Annotated in this window: 18 protein-coding genes and 1 pseudogene; 9 read left to right on the top strand and 10 right to left on the bottom strand. The window is 66.7% G+C overall.

The genetic code is table 11. The features are described 5' to 3' along the window. Positions 1-42 precede the first annotated feature (42 nt). The 3 genes from NMQ14_RS17975 (at position 43) to NMQ14_RS17965 (ending at position 5117) form a co-directional block, all read left to right on the top strand. Entirely contained in the window at positions 43-3144 is a 3102-nt protein-coding gene (locus NMQ14_RS17975; protein WP_257098244.1) for an efflux RND transporter permease subunit, read from the top strand. A 56-nt stretch (positions 3145-3200) separates the two neighbouring features. Then, entirely contained in the window at positions 3201-3539 is a 339-nt protein-coding gene (locus tag NMQ14_RS17970; protein WP_257098243.1) for a P-II family nitrogen regulator, read from the top strand. Positions 3540-3788: 249 nt separating this feature from the next. Next, positions 3789-5117, top strand: a complete 1329-nt coding sequence (locus tag NMQ14_RS17965; protein WP_257098242.1) for a hemolysin family protein — start codon at positions 3789-3791, stop codon at positions 5115-5117. Between the two features lie 19 nt (positions 5118-5136). On the opposite strand, the gene NMQ14_RS17960 is transcribed toward NMQ14_RS17965, so the two are convergent. The 8 genes from NMQ14_RS17960 to NMQ14_RS17925 form a co-directional block, all read right to left on the bottom strand. Continuing rightward, entirely contained in the window at positions 5137-6099 is a 963-nt protein-coding gene (locus NMQ14_RS17960; RefSeq protein WP_257098241.1) for a DUF6515 family protein, read from the bottom strand. A gap of 32 nt (positions 6100-6131) precedes the next feature. Next, positions 6132-6716 (bottom strand): YMGG-like glycine zipper-containing protein, encoded by a 585-nt coding sequence (locus tag NMQ14_RS17955; RefSeq protein ID WP_257098240.1) that lies wholly within the window; start codon positions 6714-6716, stop codon positions 6132-6134. Between the two features lie 182 nt (positions 6717-6898). After that, positions 6899-7891, bottom strand: coding sequence for a septal ring lytic transglycosylase RlpA family protein (locus NMQ14_RS17950; RefSeq protein ID WP_257098239.1), 993 nt, complete (start codon positions 7889-7891; stop codon positions 6899-6901). Positions 7892-7895: 4 nt separating this feature from the next. Then, positions 7896-9062 carry a rod shape-determining protein RodA gene (gene rodA, locus NMQ14_RS17945; protein WP_257098238.1) on the bottom strand — a complete coding sequence of 389 codons (1167 nt, stop codon included), beginning with the start codon at positions 9060-9062 and terminating at the stop codon, positions 7896-7898. After that, positions 9043-10932: a penicillin-binding protein 2 gene (mrdA, locus tag NMQ14_RS17940; protein ID WP_257098237.1), complete on the bottom strand. Its 1890-nt coding sequence runs from the start codon at positions 10930-10932 to the stop codon at positions 9043-9045. Before mrdA ends, rodA begins: the two co-directional genes overlap by 20 nt. Before the next feature lie 456 nt (positions 10933-11388). Further along, entirely contained in the window at positions 11389-11913 is a 525-nt protein-coding gene (gene mreD / locus NMQ14_RS17935; protein WP_257098236.1) for a rod shape-determining protein MreD, read from the bottom strand. Continuing rightward, positions 11910-12824 (bottom strand): rod shape-determining protein MreC, encoded by a 915-nt coding sequence (gene mreC / locus NMQ14_RS17930; RefSeq protein ID WP_257098235.1) that lies wholly within the window; start codon positions 12822-12824, stop codon positions 11910-11912. Before mreC ends, mreD begins: the two co-directional genes overlap by 4 nt. Positions 12825-12931: 107 nt before the next feature. Continuing rightward, positions 12932-13975 carry a rod shape-determining protein gene (locus NMQ14_RS17925; protein WP_069038948.1) on the bottom strand — a complete coding sequence of 348 codons (1044 nt, stop codon included), beginning with the start codon at positions 13973-13975 and terminating at the stop codon, positions 12932-12934. Between the two features lie 237 nt (positions 13976-14212). Between NMQ14_RS17925 and gatC the strand changes: the two genes are divergently transcribed. From gatC to gatB, 5 genes are read left to right on the top strand one after another with little or no spacing between them, the layout of a single operon-like run. Next, positions 14213-14500: an Asp-tRNA(Asn)/Glu-tRNA(Gln) amidotransferase subunit GatC gene (gene gatC / locus NMQ14_RS17920; protein WP_257098234.1), complete on the top strand. Its 288-nt coding sequence runs from the start codon at positions 14213-14215 to the stop codon at positions 14498-14500. Further along, positions 14497-15969, top strand: coding sequence for an Asp-tRNA(Asn)/Glu-tRNA(Gln) amidotransferase subunit GatA (gene gatA, locus NMQ14_RS17915; RefSeq protein WP_257098233.1), 1473 nt, complete (start codon positions 14497-14499; stop codon positions 15967-15969). Before gatC ends, gatA begins: the two co-directional genes overlap by 4 nt. 6 nt (positions 15970-15975) lie before the next feature. Next, a complete protein-coding gene (locus NMQ14_RS17910) occupies positions 15976-16296 on the top strand; it encodes a hypothetical protein (RefSeq protein WP_257098232.1) in 321 nt (106 codons plus the stop codon). Continuing rightward, positions 16293-16823: a hypothetical protein gene (locus NMQ14_RS17905; RefSeq protein WP_257098231.1), complete on the top strand. Its 531-nt coding sequence runs from the start codon at positions 16293-16295 to the stop codon at positions 16821-16823. The genes NMQ14_RS17910 and NMQ14_RS17905 overlap by 4 nt, the downstream gene beginning before the upstream one ends. Before the next feature lie 33 nt (positions 16824-16856). Beyond that, positions 16857-18314 (top strand): Asp-tRNA(Asn)/Glu-tRNA(Gln) amidotransferase subunit GatB, encoded by a 1458-nt coding sequence (gatB, locus tag NMQ14_RS17900; RefSeq protein ID WP_257098230.1) that lies wholly within the window; start codon positions 16857-16859, stop codon positions 18312-18314. A gap of 781 nt (positions 18315-19095) precedes the next feature. Here the strand turns inward: gatB and NMQ14_RS17895 are convergent. Beyond that, positions 19096-19897 (bottom strand): annotated as a pseudogene (locus NMQ14_RS17895) (integron integrase); the annotation flags it as partial. A gap of 104 nt (positions 19898-20001) precedes the next feature. Further along, entirely contained in the window at positions 20002-20310 is a 309-nt protein-coding gene (locus NMQ14_RS17890) for a hypothetical protein (RefSeq protein WP_257098229.1), read from the bottom strand. 91 nt (positions 20311-20401) lie between these two features. On the opposite strand from NMQ14_RS17890, the gene NMQ14_RS17885 reads away from it, so the two are divergent. Continuing rightward, the gene (locus NMQ14_RS17885; RefSeq protein ID WP_257098228.1) at positions 20402-20800 is read left to right on the top strand and encodes a hypothetical protein; all 399 of its coding nucleotides are present in this window, start codon (positions 20402-20404) and stop codon (positions 20798-20800) included. The last annotated feature ends 177 nt before the right edge of the window (positions 20801-20977 follow it).

The raw sequence follows: 20977 nt of genomic DNA, 5'->3' as shown, positions 1-20977 counted from the left end.
CATCCCAGCCTTGTCCCCACTCGCTACCGGATTGGATGAAACATGATTGAAGGACTCGTACGCGGGGCGCTCAAACAGCGCCTCGTGATTGTTGTGGTTGCGCTGTGTCTGCTGGCCTTCGGCCTGGACGCCGCGCGCAAGCTGTCGGTGGATGCCTTCCCCGACGTGACCAACGTGCAGGTGCAGATCGCCACCGACGCGCCCGGGCGTTCGCCGGAAGAGGTCGAGCGCTTCATCACCGTGCCGGTCGAAATCGGCATGACCGGCCTGCCCGGTCTGGTCGAAATGCGTTCGCTGAACAAGCCGGGCCTGTCGCTGATCACGCTGGTGTTCACCGACAAGACCGATCTGTACTTCGCACGCCAGCTGGTGATGGAACGCCTGCTCGAGGTGCGCGACCGCATGCCCGAGGGCGTCGTGCCGGTACTCGGCCCGGTGTCCACCGGTCTCGGCGAGGTGTATCAGTACACGCTGGTGAGGCCGGACGACGGTGACCGCGAACTGACGCAGGCCGAACTGACCGAGCGGCGCACCGTGCAGGACTGGGTGGTGCGGCCGCTGCTGCGCTCGACCACCGGTGTCGCGGAAATCAACTCTCAGGGCGGCTACCAGAAGCAGTACAAGGTGCTGGTCAATCCGGACCGGCTGCGCCATTACGGCCTGACGGTGAAGGATGTGTACGAGGCGCTCGGCCGCAACAACGCCAACGCCGGCGGCGGCATCCTGCCGCAGAACGCCGAGCAGTACCTGATCCGCGGTGTCGGTCTGGTGCAGAACCTCGAGGACATCCGCCTCATCGTGGTGAAGGAGGTCGGCGGCACGCCTGTGTACATCCGCGACGTGGCCGAGGTCGCCTTCGGCCACGCGGTGCGTGTGGGCGCGGTCGTCAAGAACGGCACGACCGAGGCGGTCGGCGGGGTCGTCATGATGATGGCCGGCGGCAACGCCAAGGCCGTGGTGTCGGACATCAAGAAGAAGGTGGCCGAGATCAACGACAAGAACATGCTGCCCGGCGGCCTGAAGATCGAAGCCTATTACGATCGATCCGAGCTGGTCGATGCCGCGCTCGCCACCGTCATCAAGGTGCTGATAGAAGGCGTCATCTTCGTCGTCATCGTGCTCTACCTGTTCCTGGGCGATCTGCGCTCTTCCATCATCGTGATTGCCACGCTGGTGATCACACCGCTGGTCACCTTCATGGTGATGAATCAGGTCGGCCTGTCGGCCAACCTGATGTCGCTCGGGGGTCTTGCGATCGCGATCGGACTGATGGTGGACGGCTCGGTCGTAGTGGTCGAAAACGCCTTCGAGCGGCTCGGCCATGCCAAGGAAGAGGGCGAAAGCCGCATCCGCGTCATCCTGTCCGCGGTGATGGAGGTTGCCACGCCGGTCATCTTCGGCATCGGCATCATCATTCTGGTGTTCCTGCCGCTGATGACGCTGCAGGGCATGGAAGGCAAGATGTTTGCGCCGCTCGCCTACACCATCGCCATCGCGCTGTTCGTGTCGCTGGTGCTGTCGCTGACGCTGACGCCGGTGCTGTCGAGCTATCTGCTCAAGGGCGGTGCGGACCACGACACCTGGCTGATCCGGATGCTGAAGAAGCCCTACCTCCCGATGCTCACGTGGGCGGTGGCCAACAGCAAGAAGACGGTGTCGCTGGCGGTGCTGGCGTTCGTCGGCGCCATCGCGATGCTGCCCTTCCTCGGCACCGCCTTCATTCCGGAAATGAAGGAAGGTTCGGTCGTGCCGGCGATGGACCGGGTGCCCAACATTTCGCTCGAGGAGTCGCTGAAGATGGAGCGCGAGGCGATGCGGCTGGTGATGGAGGTGCCGGGCGTGAAGTCGGCGGTGTCCGGCGTGGGTCGCGGCGAGTCGCCGGCCGACCCGCAGTCGCAGAACGAGTCGACACCCATCGTGTCGCTCAAGCCGCGCGACGAATGGCCGGACGGCTGGACGCAGGAAACCATCCAGGACGCCATGCGCGAAAAGCTGACGGCGCTGCCCGGCGTCAACATCATCATGGCGCAGCCGATTTCCGACCGCGTGGATGAAATGGTGACCGGTGTGCGCGCCGACGTCGCAGTGAAGATTTTCGGCTACGACCTCGACACGCTGCGCGACAAGGGCGCCGAAATCGCGCGTGTGGCGCGCACCGTGCCGGGCGCATCCGAAATCAAGATCGAGCGGGTGACCGGCCAGCAGTACCTGACGATCGAAATCGATCGCCGCACGATTGCCCGCCACGGCCTCAATGTGGCGGACATCAACGACCTGATCGAAGCGGCCATCGGCGGTCGCCACGTCACCGACGTGTTCGAGGGTGAGCGGCGCTTTGCCGCGGTGGTGCGTCTGCCCGAGCGCTTCCGCGACAACATCGAAGCCATCAGCAACATGCTGATCACGACGCCGGATGGCGCGCAGCTGCCGCTGTCCAGCCTGGCGAGCATCGACGTGCGCGATGGCCCGGCGCAGATTTCGCGCGAAACCGGCAAGCGGCGCATCGTCATCGGCATCAATGTGGCCAACCGCGACCTCGGCGGTTTCGTGGCCGAACTGCAACAGAAGGTGGGTGCCGAGGTCCAATTGCCCGAAGGCTATTACTTCGAGTGGGGCGGCCAGTTCCAGAACATGGAGCGCGCGCTGGGTCACCTGTCCATCATCGTGCCGATCACCGTGGCAGCGATCTTCTTCCTGCTGTTCCTGTTGTTCGGGTCGGTCAGGTTCGCCACACTGATCATCACGGTGCTGCCGTTCGCGTCGATCGGCGGTGTGATCGGGCTGTTCATCAGCGGCGAATACCTGTCGGTGCCCGCGTCGGTCGGCTTCATCGCGCTGTGGGGTATCGCGGTGCTCAACGGCGTGGTACTGGTGTCCTACATCCGCAACCTGCGCAACGAAGGCATGGAACTGATGCAGGCGGTCGTGCATGGCGCAAAGATGCGCTTCCGGCCGGTGATGATGACCGCCACCGTGGCGACACTGGGTCTGGTGCCTTTCCTGTTCGCCACAGGACCGGGTTCGGAAGTGCAGCGGCCGCTCGCCATCGTGGTGATCGGCGGCCTGATCACCTGCACGCTGCTGACCCTCGTCGTGGTGCCCGCGCTCTACACCTGGTTTGACGACAAGCCCTACGAGGCCTGATGCAATCTGCCCATTGCGCCGATCAACCCAGGTTCTCAGGTTCAAGGAGTATTGAAATGAAGGAAATCAGAGCTGTCATCCGCCCGAACAAGTTGGCCCGGCTGCGAACGGTGCTGCGCGAAATGCCGGGCTTCCAGGGCATGACGATCAGCAAGGTCGAGGGCTGTGGTTCGCCCAGCGACCACATTCCGCACAGCATCAAGGACGAACTGACCGACTACTCGGCCAAGGTACGCATCGAAATCATCGCGCAGGAAGAACTGGTCGATGAAATCGTGCGCCGCATCGTCAGCGTCGCCTGCACCGGCCAGACCGGTGACGGGTTGGTGTGGGTGGTGTCGGTCGATCGCGCGGTGTTCATCAACAAGACGACGGTGGGTTCGCCGCACGGCTGAGTGAGAGCAGGCTTCCGTCGCGGAGAGCGGCCGGCGCGCGGCCGACTTCCCGACGGGTATGCAACACGGTCCGCACGCGGACAGTGTTGCAATGTCATCGGGGCCGCACGGGTGTGGGAACGAAACGGAACGGAGCGCGCGACCTGCATCCCTGAAACAGCGCGATCCATCCACATCGAAAGTTCGCCGGCCTGTGCTGGACACCCGATACATGTCCGGTCCGGGCGGCTTGCGCGGGTAGCCTGATCCATGGACATCGCACTGCTTTTCGCCCTGATCCTGTTGAACGGCGTTTTCGCCATGTCGGAAATCGCCATCGTCTCTTCGCGCAAGGCGCGCCTGATCGGCCTCGCCGATGACGGCAACCGTGGCGCCCAGGCGGCGGTCCGCCTGCATGAAGATCCGTCGAATTTTTTTTCCACGATTCAGGTCGGCATCACTTCGATCGGCATTCTGAGCGGGGCCATGGGTGAAACCGCGCTGGCCGATCCGCTCGCGGTCTGGCTGGCCGGCTTCCCGCTGATCGAGCCCTATGCGCGCACCATCGCGCTGTCCATCGTCGTGGTGGGCATCACCTATTGCTCGGTGGTGGTCGGCGAACTGGTGCCGAAGCGCCTGGCGCTGCTGGCGCCGGAAACCATCGCCTCGCTGATTTCCCGTCCGATGGTGCTGCTGGCGCTGATCGCCCGGCCGCTGGTGGTCGTGCTGTCGGCGTCGAGCAACACCCTGCTGCGGCTGGCCGGTGCGCGGAAGACCGAAGAGCCGCCGATCACCGACGAGGAAATCAATGTACTGATGGGTCAGGGGGCCGAAGCGGGCGTGTTCCACCAGAGCGAACAGCAGATCGTGTCGAACGTGCTGCGGCTGGACGAACAGCGCGTCGGCGCCATCATGACCCCGCGCAAGGACATTTTTGCGGTCGATCTCGATGACCCGGAAGAGGACATTCGTGCCCGCATCGCCGACAGCCCGTACAGCCGCGTGCTGGTGTGCCGCGACGGCGTCGAGCACGTGCTCGGCGTGCTGCAGACCGGCAGCCTGCTCAAGCGCTCGCTCGCCGGCATCACGATAGACCGCGCCAGCATCGAGGCGCTGCTGACGCCGCCGCTGTACGTGCCCGACACGGTCAGCACCGCGCAGTTGCTGGAAAACTTCCGGCGCACGCGCAAGCACCTTGCGCTGCTGGTCGACGAGTACGGCGACCTGCAGGGCCTGGTGACGGTGAATGATGTACTGGCCGCCATCGTCGGCGATATTTCGGTCGAGGACATCAACGAGGTGCAGGAAATCGTGCAGCGTGAAGATGGTTCGTGGCTGGTCGATGGCAGCACGTCGATCAGCAAGCTCAAGTCGGTCGTCGGCCTGGAAGAGGAACTGCCGGGCGAGGAAAGCGGCGGCTTCCATACCGTCGGCGGTTTCGTGCTGCACGTGCTGGGCCGCATTCCCGTGCCGGCCGACTATTTCGAGATGCCGGGTCTGCGGATCGAGGTGATGGACATGGATCGCAACCGCATCGACAAGGTGCTGGTGCAGCAGATTCGTGCCGAACCGTCGGACGCGCCGCCCGACGCCGGCTGACGACGCCCGGCAGCCGGCGTCAGCGCACCGTGTAGTTGCGCGCCTCCAGACAGGCGGTCATCGCGCGCAGGTAGGCCGCGCGCGCCGGGGCGGCGTCTTCGGGCGGCACGCCGCCGGACACCCGGGTCGGGTCGTAGCCGGTCCGGGAGGTCGCCCAGTCATGACATTCGAAGCGGTCGGTCGCCTGCTGTTCCGCGCTCTGGCCGGCGGCCGGATAGACGAACAGCTCGTCCGGTCCGGCGGGCTCGCTGTCGGCGTACCGGCCTTCCGGCGGCTCGACCACAACATAACCGTCGTCGCGCCGCGCGTAGTACACGTCGTCGTAGCGGTAGTACGGGCGTCCACCGTAGTCGATCACCGAGTAACCCCAGGGCAGTACCGTGATGAAGGCACCGATCGGCGGGCCGACCACCGAAAACCAGGCGCCACTCGGCCGGTACCACGCGCCGCTCGAACGGTAGTACGGCCGGCCGTGGTAATGATGGACATGCACGTCGCGCGGCAGTCGCTGCACCACGGCGCCGCGGCCCGGGTAGTGCGCCGGATGCCGGCTGTGCACAGCCGGGTGGTAAGCCTGCGGGACGTGCCGCTCGATGCGGTTCTGGTAGGCGGCGCGCGGCACGGCGCGATCGCCCCGCCGGTCGTCGCGCGGCCCGGCGTCACTGCGGCGTTCGCCGCGGTTGTCGCCACGCATGTCGCTGCGACCAGCGTCGCGTCGTTCGGTGCGCTCCGGGCTGCGCTGCGCGTTGCGTTGTCCGTCGCGCTGAGCTTCGCGGGGCGCCCGGGCGCCGCGGTCTTCGCGCGGTCCCTGCCGCTCGCCGCGCGATTCCTGACCCTGGCGTGCGCCACCGCGATCGCCCCGGTCACCGCCGCCTTCCTGCGAAAACGCGGCGCTGCTGCCCAGAAGCAGCAGCGCAACGAGGGCTGCGCCGGTGCGGCCGAGCCGGGTGTGACGGGTGTACTGCGTGTCACCGTGTTCCATGATGCGTCGTCCCTGTGGTGAATGCGGTGTGATCAGCGCACGGCGTAGCCGCGGCCTTCGAGGCAGGCGATGAGCGCGCGCCGGTAGCGGTTCGCCTGTTCGCTGCCGGCAGCGTCGCGCTGTGCGGCGCGCTGCGCATAGGCGTCCTCGACTCGGGCGGCACGCGCTTCGCGCGAGGCGTCCGATGCCGCACCGGCGGCCGCGCCGACCACGGCACCGATCGCCGCGCCCTGCCCCGTGTGGTACGGACTGCCGACCGCGGCGCCGATGACGGCACCGGTCACCGTGCCGGCCGCCAGCCCGTAGCCGGACGGCGGATCCGCCTCGACGCGCGGGACCGGTGTCGGCACGGTGCGGTGGGTCGCCGGATCGAAGCCGGATTCACCGACCGCCCAGGCGTTGCATTCGTAGCGGTCGCGCCGCTGCGTGGTGGCGTTCTGGCCGCGCGACGGATAGACCGACAGATCGGTCACCGCCTTCACCGGCGGTGGCCGCGGCGACCCGGTGTAGGGTGCCGGCCGCGGCGGCGAGGCGCAGGCGGCGAGCAGGCCGGCGCACAGGGCGGCCGTCAGGCCGGATCGCCAGACAGGCTGAAGGCAATTGCGGGGGGAGGACATGGCGGACGCTGCCTGCGAAATGCGGTCACCGGAGCGGGACCGCGACGCATGCAGTGTTGCAGGCGGATGTAGCAAACTCTGTAATGGCTCGTATGCAGGTGTTACGGCGCGCTGCGAGCCTTGCTCCCGGTGCGATCAGTGCACGATCGGCGGGACAGCCGACGGAACGATCGGCGGAACAATCAGCGTGTGATCAGCAGCGCTTCCAGGCCGAGCTGGTCGCGCAGCGCGCGGGCGGCGCCCTGCGCCGCGTCGCGGCTCCCGAACGGGCCGGCGCGCACGCGGTGGCGGTCGCCGTCGCTCGATACGCTGATCCGGTCGGCCAGATCACCGAGCGCTGCGGCGATCCGGCGCGACAGCGCCTGTGCGTTGTCGAGCGTGCTGAAGGCGCCCAGCTGCAGCCAGTGGCCATCGGTCGGCGCGTCGGTCGCGCCGTCGGCGGCCAGCGCGGCGATCACGTCGTCGGCGGGCGCTGCCGGCCCCGGTGCGGGGCGCGCGATCTCCGGCTGCCCGGCGGCGCGCCGGGCCAGCAGGTCGCCGGCGCTGCCCGGTGCGAACACCGCCTCGACCTCGACCTCGGCGCTGCCGTCGTTCACATAGCCGAGCTTGGCGGCTGCGGTCCACGACAGATCGATCACGCGGCCGGGCTTGAACGGGCCCCGGTCATTCACCCGCACCACGACCGAGCGGCCGCTGGCCAGATGGGTCACCCGCGCATAGCTCGGGATGGGCAGGGTGGCATGGGCGGCCGTCATGCCGTACATGTCGTACGGCTCGCCGCTCGATGTTTTCTGACCGTGGAATTTGCGGCCGTACCAGCTGCCGCGCCCGCGCTGGCGGAAGGGCCGGTGTTCGGTCAGCGGCACGAAATTCAGGCCGAGCGCGCTGTACGGCCGGTTGGCGAAGCGGTGCAGCGGCTCGTCGCGCGGCACGGCGTCGGGAATCGCGGCCAGCGTCTGTGCATCGGGGGCGTTGTCGCCCGGGCCGTCGTCGAGGTAGAAACCGCCCGCACGCGGTTTGCCGGAGGGCGCAGGGGCGGCGACCGGCGCGGTGCTTGTCGCGGGTGCGGAGCGGGTGGGGGCGGAGGAGGTCGGCGGCTCGCTGACCGGTACGCCGGCGCAGCCGGCCAGCGCGGCGCACAGCGCCACCGGGCACAGGCTGCGGACGGCGATCATCGGCTCAGCGGTCGCGCCGGCGGGACCGCCGGTGCGCCTCGATCGACATCAGCAGGCCCAGACCGATGCACAGCGTGACCAGCGCGGTGCCGCCGTAACTCACGAAGGGCAACGGCACGCCGACCACCGGCAGCACGCCGGTCACCATGCCCATGTTCACAAAGGCGTAGGTGAAGCACGACAGCGAAATCGCCCCGGCCAGCAGGCGCGAGAACAGCAGCGGTGCGCTGGCCGCAATCATCAGGCCGCGGCCGATCAGCAATATATATATGGCGAGCAGCACGAGGCAGCCGAGCAGGCCGAACTCTTCCGCCATCACCGCAAAGATGAAGTCGGTGTGGCGCTCGGGTACGAATTCGAGGTGGGTCTGCGTGCCCTCCTTCCAGCCCTTGCCGAACACGCCGCCGGAGCCGATCGCAATGCTGGACTGGATGATGTGGAAGCCGCTGCCGCGCGGGTCGGCGGTCGGGTCGAGCAGCGTGCACACGCGCTGGCGCTGATAGTCCTTGAAGCCCGGCCACTTGACGCCTTCGGCGCACAGCGCGTCGCCCTCGACCGCCAACGTGGTGATCGCCACCACGCCGATCACCAGAACCGGAATGATGAGCTTCCAGGACAGCCCGGCGAAGAAGATGACGAACACGCCGGCCGCCAGCACCAGGATGGCGGTGCCCAGATCCGGCTGATGGAAGATGAGGCCGACCGGAATGATCAGGATGACCAGCGCGACCAGGAAGTCGCGTACCCGCAACTGCGATTCGTGGCGGTGGAAATACCAGGCGAGCATCAGCGGCACCGAAATCTTCAGCATTTCCGAGGGCTGGATGCGCGTGAAGCCGATGTCGAGCCAGCGCTGCGCGCCCTTGGACGTTTCACCGAACAGTTCGACGCCGATCAGCAGCACGACACCCAGCAGATAGAACGGCAGCGCCAGCTGCATCAGGCGCAGCGGCGGAATCTGTGCCACCAGCAACATCACCGTCAGGCCGGCCGCAAGATTGACCAGATGGGCGTCGAAGCGGAAACCGAAGTCGGCCGTGGCGCTCGCCATGACCAGCGTGGCCAGCGCCAGCAGCGTGCCCGCGATGATCACCAGCGGCAGATCGAGCTTGCCCAGCACGTTGCCCAGCGTGCCGCGCAGCCACAGCCACCTATTCGCTGTCAGTTGCATCCGTGTCCTCTGGCGCCGGGCCGGCCGGCAGGTTGCCCAGCAGATAGTAGTCAAACACCTGGCGCGCGATCGGCGCCGCCGATTGCGAACCGAAACCTGCGTTCTCGACCAGCACGGCCAGCGCGATCTTCGGGTCGTCGGCCGGTGCGTAGGCGATGAACAGTGCGTGGTCGCGCAGCCTTTCCGTCAGCTTGCTGGTTTTCAGGTCGCCACCGCGCAGCGAAAAGGCCTGCGCCGTGCCGGTCTTGCCGGCCGCGACATACGGCGCGCCGGCAAAGGCGCGCGCGCCGGTGCCGACGCGGTTCACGTCTTCCATGGCGCGCTTGATCACGTCGATATCCGCCTGCCTGAGATCGACCCTGCGCACCGGTTCCGGTTCGATCAGCTGGATGGCGCCGGTGCGCGAATTTTCGATCTGGCGCACCACATGCGGCCGGTACACGACCCCGTCGGCGGCCAGGATGGCGGTGGCGTGCGCCAGCTGGATCATCGTGTAGGCGTTGTAACCCTGGCCGATGCCGACCGAAATGGTCTCGCCGGCATACCACTTCTGCTGGTCGGGCCGCTTGAAGCGCTTCTTCTTCCACGCCCGCGACGGCAGCACGCCGGTCGATTCGCCGTCGATGTCGATGCCGGTGCGGCTGCCCAGCCCGAGCTGACCCATGAAGTTCGAAATGCCGTCGATGCCCCAGTCGGCCGCGAGCCGGTAGTAATAGGTGTTGCACGACACCACGATGGACTTGTGCATGTCGACCGAGCCGTGGCCGCCCACCTTGTCGTCGCGGAAGCGGTGGCCGCCGAAGTCGAAGTGGCCCGGATCGGCGATGGCGAATTGCGGTGTGCGCTTGCCGGCGGTCAGCGCACCGAGTGCCATGAAGGGCTTGAAGGTGGACCCCGGCGGGTAGGCGGAATAGATGGCGCGGTTGAGCAGCGGATGGTCAGGCGAGTTGTTCAGCGCGTCCCAGCTGGTGGTGTCGATGCCATCGACGAACAGATTGGGGTCGAAGGTCGGCTTGCTGACCAGCGCCAGCACGCCGCCGGTCGACGGCTCGATCGCCACCAGCGCACCGCGTCGGTCGCCGAACGCGGTTTCGACGACGCGTTGCAGCCCCGCGTCGAGCGTCAGCCGCAGGTTGTTGCCCTGCTGCGGCGGCGTGCGCGACAGCACGCGCACTGCGCGCCCGGCGGCGGTCACCTCGACCTGCTCGACGCCGGTCAGACCGTGCAGCTCTCGTTCATAGTGCTGTTCCAGCCCGCTCTTGCCGATGTGGTCGGTGCCGCGGTAGTTCGCCGCGTCGTCCGATTCCTGGATGCGCTCGGCGTCGCGCCGGTTGATGCGGCCCATGTAGCCGAGCACGTGCGACGCCAGTTCGGCGTTCGGGTACTGGCGGAACAGCCGGGCGCGCACCTCGACGCCCGGGAAGCGATAGCGCTGCGCAATGAAGCGCGCCACTTCCTGGTCGTTGAGCCGGGTCCGGATGGGCAGCGAATCGAAGTTGCGTGATTCGTCCATCAGCTTGCGGAAGCGCTTGCGGTCGCGCGCCTCGATATGGACGATGGCCGCCAGCTCGTCGATCGTGCGGTCGAGGTTGTCGACGCGCGACGGCTGTATCTCAAGCGTGTACGCCGAATAATTGCGCGCCAGCACCTCGCCCTTGCGGTCGACGATGAGGCCGCGGTTCGGCGTCACCGGCAGCAGCGCGATGCGGTTGTCTTCGGCGCGCGTGCGGTAGTAGTCGTGCATCACCACCTGCAGCCAGACGAAGCGCGCCAGCAGCAGCGAAAAGCACACCAGCACCAGCGCGCCGGCGAACAGCACGCGGCGGCGGAAGCGCACCAGCTGGATTTCCGGGCTGTGCAGATCGTTCATCGTCGCCCAGCGAACGCGGTGAGCGTGGGGGCCGAGCGCCGCCCGCCGGGCCGCCCCCAAGGGCGAGCGCAGCCCCCTCGGTGGGGGTGAGACAGGGGTTTCGCAGCGCATGGCGCTGCGCCTGTCGAACGGGCCGGCTGTGCAAAGCCGGCCTCCGTTGCAAGGGGTTTCGCAGCGCAAGGCGCTGCGAAACCCCTTGCGACGGAGGCCGGCTTTGCACCGCCGGCCCGTTCGACAGGCGCAGCGCAAGGCGCTGCGCCTGTGGAACGGGCCGGCTGTGCGAAGCCGGCCTCCGTTGCAAGGGGGTTCGCAGCGCATGGCGCTGCGCCAGTCGAACGGGCCGGCTGTGCAAAGCCGGCCTCCGTTGCAAGGGGTTTCGCAGCGCATGGCGCTGCGCCTGTCGAACGGGCCGGCTGTGCAAAGCCGGCCTCCGTCGCAAGGGGTTTCGCAGCGCGCTCAGATTGGCCGGTTTTCATCCTTGTCCTCCGGCCGGTACTGCGGCAGCAACAGCACGAAGCTGATCGGATGCCACAGCAGCGTGGCGATGACGCTGCCGGCGAAATAGCCCAGACCAGGAAATTCCGCGTCGGTCGACAGGCGCACGCACAGCATGACCAGCTGCGTGCCGACCAGCATGGGCAGCACGTGCAGCGACTGCTGCAGCGGTCCGAACCACAGGATGCGGCGCGAAAACGTACCGGCGGTGTAGGCGAGCAGCACATAGGCCAGCGCGTGCTGGCCCATCAGGCTGCCGTGGCCGATGTCCATCAGCAGGCCGAACACGAAGCCCGCGCCCATGCCCGCGCGCAGCGGCTCGCGCACGCACCAGAAGCACAGCACCAGCGCCACCCAGTCGGGCAGCATCGGCGTGCGGCCGAGCGGCATCAGGTTGAGCAGCAGCGCGAACATCATCGACAGCCAGATGAACCACGGCCGGACCGGGCGCAGGATGCGACGCGAACTGAAGCTGGGCTGGTTCATGGCTTGACCGCCTTTTCCGCGCGGGCGCTGCCGGCGGTGGCCGCCGCGTCGTCTGCCGGCAGCACTGGCTTGCCGGGCGTCATGATGAGCACCGTGGAATGCGATTCGACGCCGGCCAGCGGCACGCACAGGATGCGCACGAAGCCGCCCGAGCCGTCGCGGTCGACCGACTTGACGCGCGCCACCGGCAAACCGGGTGCGAACACGCCGTCCAGCCCCGAGGTGACGATGCGATCGCCCTCGCGCAGATCGACGTCGGTTGCCAGGTAGCGCAGTTCAAGCGCGCCGCTGCCGGCGCCGAACATCACCGCGCGCACGCCGGTGCGGGCGATCTGCACCGGCAGCGCCTGGTCCTTGTCGGAAATCAGCGTGACTTCGGCGTTCAGCGGATAGACCCGCGTGACCTGGCCGATCACGCCGATGTCGTCGACCACAGGGCTGCCCGGCTCGATGCCCTGGGTGAGGCCCTTGTCGACCACCACGCGGCGCGAGAACGGGTCGCGCACGGCATAGATCACCTCGGCCACCTGGGCATTCACCTGCACCCGTTCGCGCATGTCGAGCAGCGCGCGCAGGCGGGTGTTTTCGAGATCGAGCTGTTCCTGGCGCAGCCGTATCGTGCCCAGCGCGACCTGTTCGCGGCGCAGGTCCTCGTTTTCAGCCTGCAGCCGGGCGAGGTCGGCGAAGTATTCACCGGCCGAGCGCACGCCGGTGACCGGCATGCCGGCGGCGACCTGCAGCGGCGTGGTGACCACCGACAGACCCTGGCGCAGCAATTCGAGGTAGTTCAGGCGGTGATCGACGACGATCAGCGTGAGCGCAGCGCTCACCAGCACCACCAGGCGGGCCAGCGGAGCCGGGCCGCGCCGGAAGAACGGGGGCGGGGAATGTCCGGCGACCGGAGAAACCATGAATCAGGAAACCGAGGGGGTCGAAGCAAGCCCGCGGCGCGGGCGGTGCCGGTCCCGCGGCACCGTCGAGGCGGCGGGCAGGGACCGGTGAGCCATCATGCGGCGTGTCACTCGTTGGCGAAGATGCTGCCCAGCTGATCCATCTTTTCCAGCGCGGTGCCCGAACCGCGCACCACGCAGGTCAGCGGGTCGTCGGCCACCACCACCGGCAGACCGGTTTCTTCCATCAGCAGGCGGTTCAGGTCGCGCAGCAGCGCGCCGCCACCGGTCAGCACCATGCCGCGTTCGGCGATGTCGGCGCCCAGTTCGGGCGGCGTCTGTTCGAGTGCGCTTTTCACCGCCGACACGATCTGGTTCAGCGGCTCGGTCAGCGCTTCGAGAATTTCGTTGGACGAAATGGTGAAGCTGCGCGGAATGCCTTCGGCAAGGTTGCGGCCTTTGACTTCCATTTCCTTCACTTCGGAGCCAGGGAAGGCGGAGCCGATTTCCTTCTTGATCGCCTCGGCCGTCGTTTCGCCGATCAGCATGCCGTAGTTGCGGCGGATGTAATTGATGATGGCTTCGTCGAACTTGTCGCCGCCGACGCGCACGCTGCCGGCGTACACCATGCCGCCGAGCGAAATCACGCCGACTTCGGTGGTGCCGCCGCCGATGTCGACCACCATCGAGCCGGTCGCGTCGGACACCGGCAGGCCGGCGCCGATCGCCGCGGCCATCGGCTCCTCGATCAGGTACACCTGACTCGCGCCGGCGCCGAGCGCCGATTCGCGGATGGCGCGGCGCTCGACCTGGGTCGAGCCGCACGGCACGCAGATGATGATGCGCGGGCTGGGTGAAAAAAGACGCGAATCGTGCACCCGCTTGATGAACTGCTTGAGCATCTGCTCGGTCACTGTGAAGTCGGCGATCACGCCGTCCTTCATCGGCCGGATGGCCGTGATGTTGCCGGGCGTCTTGCCGAGCATGAGCTTGGCCTGCAGGCCCACCGCCTGGATGGTCTTCTTGGCGTTGGGGCCGCCTTCGGTGCGGATGGCGACGACCGACGGTTCATCCAGCACGATGCCCTGGCCGCGCACGTAGATCAGCGTGTTGGCGGTGCCGAGGTCGATGGCCAGGTCGTTGGAAAAATAGGAACGCAGGAAACCGAACATGAAGTGTCTTATGTGGAAGCGACCGCAGGCGGTCTGTACGGGTTTGGGCCGGATCAGTCTTCACCCGGGGGTGACATCGAGCTGCCTCAATGCGCCGGGCGCGGCCGGAGGTGTTTGCAGCGGCCGGGCGGGCAGCCTGAATAGTTCATAATGATAACCCAACACACCCCGACCCCTTGAACAGAAACATCTTTGTCCGCGGGTGCCCCGGCATCCGGCAACCCACACAGCCCCGCCATGTCCCTGACCGACCAACAAGTCCGCCATATCGCGAAGCTGGCGCGCATCGAGCTCGCTGACGGCCAGCTCGAACGCACCCGCGACGCACTCGGCTCCATGCTCGGCCTGATCGAGCAACTGCAGGCGATCGACACCACCGGCGTCGAGCCGATGGCGCACGCCACCGATCTCGTGCTGCGCCTGCGCGACGACGCAGTCAGCGAAACCGACCACCGCAGCGCTTACCAGGCGGTCGCGCCGGCGGTCGAGAACGGCCTGTATCTGGTGCCGAGGGTGATTGAATGAGTGATCGAACGATGGACACCGTCAAGCAGCTGTCTGCCCGGCTCGCGGCCGGCGAAGTGTCGGCGGTCGAGCTGGCGCAGGACTATCTGGCGAAGATCCAGGCCGCCAATCCGGCGCTGAACGCCTTTGTCGAACTGAACGAGGCGCAGACGCTGATTGAGGCGCGTGCCGCCGACGCGCTGCGCGCCGAAGGCCGCGCGGGCCCGCTGACCGGCGTGCCGATCGCGCACAAGGACATCTTCTGCCAGACCGGCTGGCATGCGCGCTGTGGCTCGAAGATGCTGGAGAACTTCGCCGCGCCCTACGACGCCGGCCTGATCGAGCGCGCGCGCGCGGCCGGTCTGGTGACGCTGGGCCGCACCAATATGGACGAGTTCGCGATGGGCTCGACCAACGAGTCCAGCCACTACGGCGTGGTGCACAACCCGTGGCAGCTCGACGCCGTGCCTGGCGGCTCGTCCGGCGGTTCGGCGGCGGCGGTCGCGGCCGGCATTGCGCCGGCGGCCAGCGGCACCGACACCGGTGGCTCGATCCGCCAGCCGGCCGCGTTCTGCGGCATCACCGGCATCAAGCCGACCTACGGCATCGTGTCGCGCTGGGGCATGATCGCCTACGCCTCCAGCCTGGACCAGGGCGGTCCGATGGCGCACACCGCGGAAGACTGCGCACTGCTGCTCAACGCCTTCGCAGGTTTCGACACACGCGACGCCACCAGCCTCGAACGCGCGCCGGAAGACTACACGCGCGCGCTCGACGCCCCGCTGGCCGGCCTGCGCATCGGCGTGCCGAAGGAATTCTTCGGCGAAGGCATGTCGGACGACGTGCGTGCCGCGGTCGAAGCCGCGCTGGCCACCTTCCGCACGCTCGGCGCCCGCACGGTCGAGGTCAGCCTGCCGCGCTCCGGTTACGCCGTGCCGGCTTACTACGTGATCGCGCCGGCCGAAGCCAGTTCGAACCTGAACCGCTTCGACGGCGTGCGCTACGGCTACCGCGCGCCCGAGTACCGCGACCTGAACGACATGTACGCCAAGACGCGCGCCCAGGGTTTCGGCGAGGAAGTGAAGCGGCGCATATTGATCGGCACCTATGTGCTGTCGCACGGCTACTACGACGCCTACTACCTGCAGGCGCAGCGCGTGCGCCGGCTGATCGCCGACGACTATCGCGCGGCTTTCCGCGACTGCGACCTCATCCTCGGCCCGACCACGCCGACCGTCGCCTACGGCATCGGCGACAAGGCGGACGATCCGCTGTCGATGTATCTGGGCGACATCTACACCACCTCGGTCAATCTGGCTGGCCTGCCCGGCATGAGCATTCCGTGCGGCTTTGGCGCCGGCGACCGGCCCGCGGGTCTGCCTATCGGTCTGCAGATCGTCGGCAACTATTTCGACGAGGCGCGCATGCTGGGTGCTGCGCACCGCTTCCAGCAGGCGACCGACTGGCACCTGCGCACGCCACCCGGGTAAGCCACCATGAGCACCTCGCAGCGTTACCGCTACAGTACCGAACAGCTCAAGCACATCCTGAACCAGGCGGGCATCTACATGTGCGCCTGCCCGGCTCAGGTCGCCACCCAGATGCTCGAACTGCGCAAGCTGCACCAGTACCAGCTGACCTGCATGGACGAAATGCCGCAGCTGGCCGACACGCACCGGCGCATCGCCGAGGCGGCCGAGCGCGCCCACGCGGTGCTCGAAGCCGCGCTCGACGACGTGCTGCGCATCGAAGGCTGGGACGAGCAGTCGCTCACCATGCCGGACGGCCTGCGCGCACTGCGGGACAGTCTGCTGTGAGTCGCCGGTGGCTGCGCGGACTGCCGCTCGCGGCCGCGCTGACGGCGGCGCTGGTCGCCGGCTGCGCGCAGTTCGCGCCGCAACCACCGACCGCGACGCGACCGCAGCCGGCGCCGGCGCCGGCGAGCGCACCGGAAGCCAGACGGCCGGCGCCGCCGATCAAGAGCACCAAGCCGCTGCCGATCCCGGAGCGGCCGCTGGCGGTGAAGACCGAATGCAGCTACCGCGACGACGTGGGCACCGAAGGCCGGCTGGTGCTCGACGTGCAGGCGTCGCGCGTGCAGCGCTTCTGGTCGCAGGTCGACATGGGCAGCAAGGGTCGCTGCAGTTTCGACCTCGCGGCGTTCCGCCAGACCGCCTTCATGCCGACGCCGACGCTGGTCGCCGGCGCCTGCACGGTGCGCATGTGGGAACAGGGTGACCAGGTCACGGTGTCGTACCAGAACTGCGCCAGCCAGTGCTCGCCCGGCGCGCACGAATACCTGTGGCCCACCCTGGTGAGCCGCAAGACCGGCACCTGCCGGTAACCGCAAGACGGAAAGACACGGAAAGAGAACGCGATGAGCAGAGCCAACTGGGAAGTCGTGATCGGGCTGGAGACACACAGCCAGCTCAACACGACCTCGAAAATCTTCTCCGGCAGCCCGACCGCGTTCGGCGCCGCGCCGAACGTGCAGGCCAGCGCGGTCGATCTGGCGCTGCCCGGCGTGCTGCCGGTGATGAACCGCGCTGCGGTCGAGCGCGCCATCCGTTTCGGTCTCGCGGTGGGCGGCGAGGTCGCGCAGCGTTCGGTGTTCGCGCGCAAGAACTACTTCTACCCGGATCTTCCGAAGGGTTACCAGATCAGCCAGTACGAACTGCCGGTGGTGCAGGGCGGCGCGCTGACGATACGCGTCGGCGACGGTGACAAGGCGTACGAGAAGGTGGTGCGCCTGACCCGTGCGCACCTGGAAGAAGACGCCGGCAAGAGCCTGCACGAAGATTTCCATGGCATGTCGGGTATCGATCTGAACCGCGCCGGCACGCCGCTGCTGGAAATCGTCAGCGAGCCGGACATGACGTCGAGCGCCGAAGCGGTGGCCTATGCGCGCGCGCTGCATGCGCTGGTGCGCTGGGTCGACATCTGCGACGGCAACATGCAGGAAGGCAGCTTCCGCTGCGACGCCAACGTGAGCGTGCGCCGCCCGGGCGAGCCGCTCGGCACGCGGCGCGAAATCAAGAACCTGAACAGCTTCCGCTTCATGCAGCAGGCGATCGACTTCGAAATCCAGTGGCAGATCGAGCAGATCGAAGACGGCCACAAGATCCAGCAGGCCACCGTGCTGTTCGACCCGGACACCGGTGAAACCCGGGCCATGCGCAGCAAGGAAGACGCGCACGACTACCGCTACTTCCCCGACCCCGACCTGCCGCCGCTGGTCATCGCCGCCGACTGGATAGCACGCGTGCGCAGCGAAATGCCCGAGCTGCCGGTCGCGCTGTCGGCCCGGCTGCAGGCCGACTACGGCCTGTCGCCCTACGACGCCGCCGGCCTGACCGCCAGCCGTGAAATGGCGCAGTACTACCTCGACGCGCTGACCGTCGTCGGCGCGGCGCAGGCGAAGCCTTTGGCCAACTGGGTCATGGGCGAACTGGCCGCGCGGCTCAACCGCGAAGAGCGCGACATCGCGCAAAGCCCGGTCACGCCGTCGCAGCTCGCCGGCCTGGTCGCGCGCATCGCCGACGGCACCATTTCGAACAACATCGCGAAGAAGGTGTTCGAAGCGCTGTGGAGCGGCGAAGGTCAGACTGCCGACGCCGTCATCGAAGCCCAGGGCCTGAAACAGGTCACCGACGTGTCGGCCATCGAACCCATCATCGACGAGGTGCTGGCCGCCAACCCCAAATCGGTCGAGGAATACCGCGCCGGCAAGGACAAGGCCTTCAACGCGCTGGTCGGCCAGGTCATGAAAGCCAGCAAAGGCAAGGCCAGCCCGGCGCAGGTGAATGAACTGCTGAAGAAGAAGCTCGCCGGCTGACCCGCCTGACGGCTTTGATCCGCTGNGCAAAGGCAAGGCCAGCCCGGCGCAGGTGAATGAACTGCTGAAGAAGAAGCTCGCCGGCTGACCCGCCTGACGGCTTTGATCCGCTGTGGAAGCGATGAAGTTGTGGGAGCGATCCATTGATCGCGAATCCGGTGCGCCAAGTCGCGGCAGGCATCTGATCAACGCGCCATTCGCGATCAATGGATCGCTCCCACGACACAACATCGCTCCCGCTCCCGCTCCCGCTCCCGCACCCGGCTCACCGGCCCGATCGCCGGCGCGACGAAATACCCAACGGAACCCCACACCATGCGCGTCCTCTTCTTCTTCGCCGCCCTCGCCTTCGCCATCGTCGGCATGTCCGGCATCACGCTGAGCCTGGTCAATGTCATCGATGACAGTCACAACGGCGGCTGGCCGCTGTGGCAGTCCCTGCCACTGGCCCTGCTTGGCGTGGCCGGTTTTCTGTTCTGCCTGGTGAAGGTGATCCGCGGCGTGCATGAAGAGGTACCGCGTACGCCGGAGTGATCGCCCGCCTGCCGCCTGCGCACTTCAGGGCGACAGCCCCAGCGCAGGCAGCGCATCCATCGGGCTGCGCACCCCGCCGCCGGCTTTGAACCGCTGTGGAAGCGGTGAAGTTGTGGGAGCGATCCATTGATCGCGAATGGTGCGTTGAGCAAATGCCGGCCGCGACTTGGCGCACCGGATTCGCGATCAATGGATCGCTCCCACAACCCAGCACGACTTGACAGCACTCCCGCACCCGGCTCACCGGAGTGCACCACCGCCCGCTTGAAAGCGCGCTGAAAGGTCTGGTCATACATATGGTGGCGGCGCACCACGCCGCTGCGCGGATCAACCGACACGTCAGCCTGCGGAAACACCCAGAACCACGCCCACGATGTACCCGCGCGCGGGTATTTGCGAGCCAGCGCATCCGGCATCTCCACACCCTCGCGCCCGCGTCGACGGTCGTCGTTCCACAGCACCCGGGCGCGCGCCAGCTGCTCGCGCAGCGGCCAGATGAGGCACTCAGGCAGCATCACTGCGCGGTCCTTGCCGCCCTTGCCTTCACGGACGATGACCGTAAGACGCTCGAAATCGATGTCCTTTACGCGCAATCGCAGACCTTCGTTGATGCGCATGCCGGTACCGTACAGAAGCTGAGCGAGCAGGCGATGCTCGCCCGCAATCAGGCAGAGCAGACGGGCCACTTCGTCGGGTGTCAGCACCACCGGCAGGCGACGTTTCGTGCGCGGCCGGCCGATATCGTTCATCCACGGCAGGTCGATGCCCAGTACCTTGCCGTAGAAAAACAACAGCGCCGACAGTGCCTGCTTGTGTGTCGATGCCGACACCGCCCGCTCGTCCGCCAGCCAGCCCAGAAACGCCTCGATCTCGGCGCGCCCCATCTGCGCCGGATGTCGCAACCGATGGAACCGGATGAAGGTGCGCACCCAATAGACATAGGTCTTTTCCGTCCGTAAGCTGTAGTGCAGATACCGAATGCGTTCCCGCAACTGGTCAAGTACTCGCGTGGCACGAAGCGGCGGCAAATCCGAAGTGAGGTTTTTCATGGCGTTTTAATGCTGTATGAATATACAGCATAGTGCGCGAAAACCAATACTGCAAGGGCTCTACAGCCGATTGCACAACAGGAGTTATCCGGCAGTGAACTTATTCATTCGTCAAAACTGCTGTAGAAATCAACGTTGGGCATCACCGGTGCTGTCGTCGCAGGCAGCAGGTCAAGGTTGAAGCGAATCACGAAGTCAGCCACCAGGCCGAGTCGCGGATCGAAGTGCATCCGCCTGGCAGGCAATGTGGCGCCCCTTGTTGCGCCATGCCCGTGTGCAAGTGTTTCGAGGCATTGAGGGCGGCAGCCGGTAGCAAGGGCCGTGCTGCCGTTTAAGTTCAGTTCAAGGTGGAAAGGTAGCGGCTTCGCTATGCACAACGCACGTTCGTTCCAGTTTCCGGCGATGTCCAACATCTCGGTCGAGAGGACCGCCCAAAGCTGCGCTTTGGGTACCCTGCGCGGCTGTGCCGCTCCGGCGTCCTCTCACCTACGGCGTTAGGCGCTTATGACGATCACGCTAGCCACTCCTCACATTGCTGTTGGCGCAGAGATCGACGAGGCCGTTGCCGTCTTGCAGCGTTTTGGTCGCCCCACGCGCGAGGACTCCGAACGGGAATATTGCTATCGGGTTGAAACACCGCTGTTCGGGCTAGCGGTCTATCCGCAAGGCGTGATCGTCCGGTCTGTCTGGTACGACGACCCCACCGGACGAGAAACCGAACAAGGGCGAATCAACAAAGTGCACACCTATCTCACTCGCTATGGCCCACTCACTAACTGGGAACTTCGCCTTGATAACGGCTGGATGCACTACTGGTTCAACCCTGTCGATCACGCCCAGATGGTCTACGGGCTACACAAAGATGTCATTCGCTTCAATCAGTATGACGAAAGCCGCGCCTAACATGGCGCTCAACCTCGCTCCCTTCGGTCGCTGGACGCTGCGCGATAAAGCCGCGCAGCGCCGGTTAGCTCTACGTTGAGGCTGTAGAAAAACCCGTTTCATCGTCCGTTTACATGCCGTTGTTATGATCGGTCATCGCTTCAACGGAGCCCTGCGATGCCGCGCTTCAAGACGCCC

Origin of the sequence: Methyloversatilis sp. XJ19-13 (assembly GCF_024580155.1) — a bacterium.
Classification (GTDB): domain Bacteria; phylum Pseudomonadota; class Gammaproteobacteria; order Burkholderiales; family Rhodocyclaceae; genus Methyloversatilis.
Note: the sequence above shows the minus strand (reverse complement) of the source record. Positions and strands in the feature narration are given on the sequence as shown.

Bases quoted from the DNA above. Each gene is read 5' to 3' on its own strand.
- NMQ14_RS17975 (WP_257098244.1), top strand. From the start codon at position 43: ATGATTGAAGGACTCGTACGCGGGGCGCTCAAACAGCGCCTCGTGATT.
- NMQ14_RS17970 (WP_257098243.1), top strand. From the start codon at position 3,201: ATGAAGGAAATCAGAGCTGTCATCCGCCCGAACAAGTTGGCCCGGCTG.
- NMQ14_RS17965 (WP_257098242.1), top strand. From the start codon at position 3,789: ATGGACATCGCACTGCTTTTCGCCCTGATCCTGTTGAACGGCGTTTTC.
- NMQ14_RS17960 (WP_257098241.1), bottom strand. From the start codon at position 6,099: ATGGAACACGGTGACACGCAGTACACCCGTCACACCCGGCTCGGCCGC.
- NMQ14_RS17955 (WP_257098240.1), bottom strand. From the start codon at position 6,716: ATGTCCTCCCCCCGCAATTGCCTTCAGCCTGTCTGGCGATCCGGCCTG.
- NMQ14_RS17950 (WP_257098239.1), bottom strand. From the start codon at position 7,891: ATGATCGCCGTCCGCAGCCTGTGCCCGGTGGCGCTGTGCGCCGCGCTG.
- rodA (WP_257098238.1), bottom strand. From the start codon at position 9,062: ATGCAACTGACAGCGAATAGGTGGCTGTGGCTGCGCGGCACGCTGGGC.
- mrdA (WP_257098237.1), bottom strand. From the start codon at position 10,932: ATGAACGATCTGCACAGCCCGGAAATCCAGCTGGTGCGCTTCCGCCGC.
- mreD (WP_257098236.1), bottom strand. From the start codon at position 11,913: ATGAACCAGCCCAGCTTCAGTTCGCGTCGCATCCTGCGCCCGGTCCGG.
- mreC (WP_257098235.1), bottom strand. From the start codon at position 12,824: ATGGTTTCTCCGGTCGCCGGACATTCCCCGCCCCCGTTCTTCCGGCGC.
- NMQ14_RS17925 (WP_069038948.1), bottom strand. From the start codon at position 13,975: ATGTTCGGTTTCCTGCGTTCCTATTTTTCCAACGACCTGGCCATCGAC.
- gatC (WP_257098234.1), top strand. From the start codon at position 14,213: ATGTCCCTGACCGACCAACAAGTCCGCCATATCGCGAAGCTGGCGCGC.
- gatA (WP_257098233.1), top strand. From the start codon at position 14,497: ATGAGTGATCGAACGATGGACACCGTCAAGCAGCTGTCTGCCCGGCTC.
- NMQ14_RS17910 (WP_257098232.1), top strand. From the start codon at position 15,976: ATGAGCACCTCGCAGCGTTACCGCTACAGTACCGAACAGCTCAAGCAC.
- gatB (WP_257098230.1), top strand. From the start codon at position 16,857: ATGAGCAGAGCCAACTGGGAAGTCGTGATCGGGCTGGAGACACACAGC.
- NMQ14_RS17890 (WP_257098229.1), bottom strand. From the start codon at position 20,310: ATGTTGGACATCGCCGGAAACTGGAACGAACGTGCGTTGTGCATAGCG.
- NMQ14_RS17885 (WP_257098228.1), top strand. From the start codon at position 20,402: ATGACGATCACGCTAGCCACTCCTCACATTGCTGTTGGCGCAGAGATC.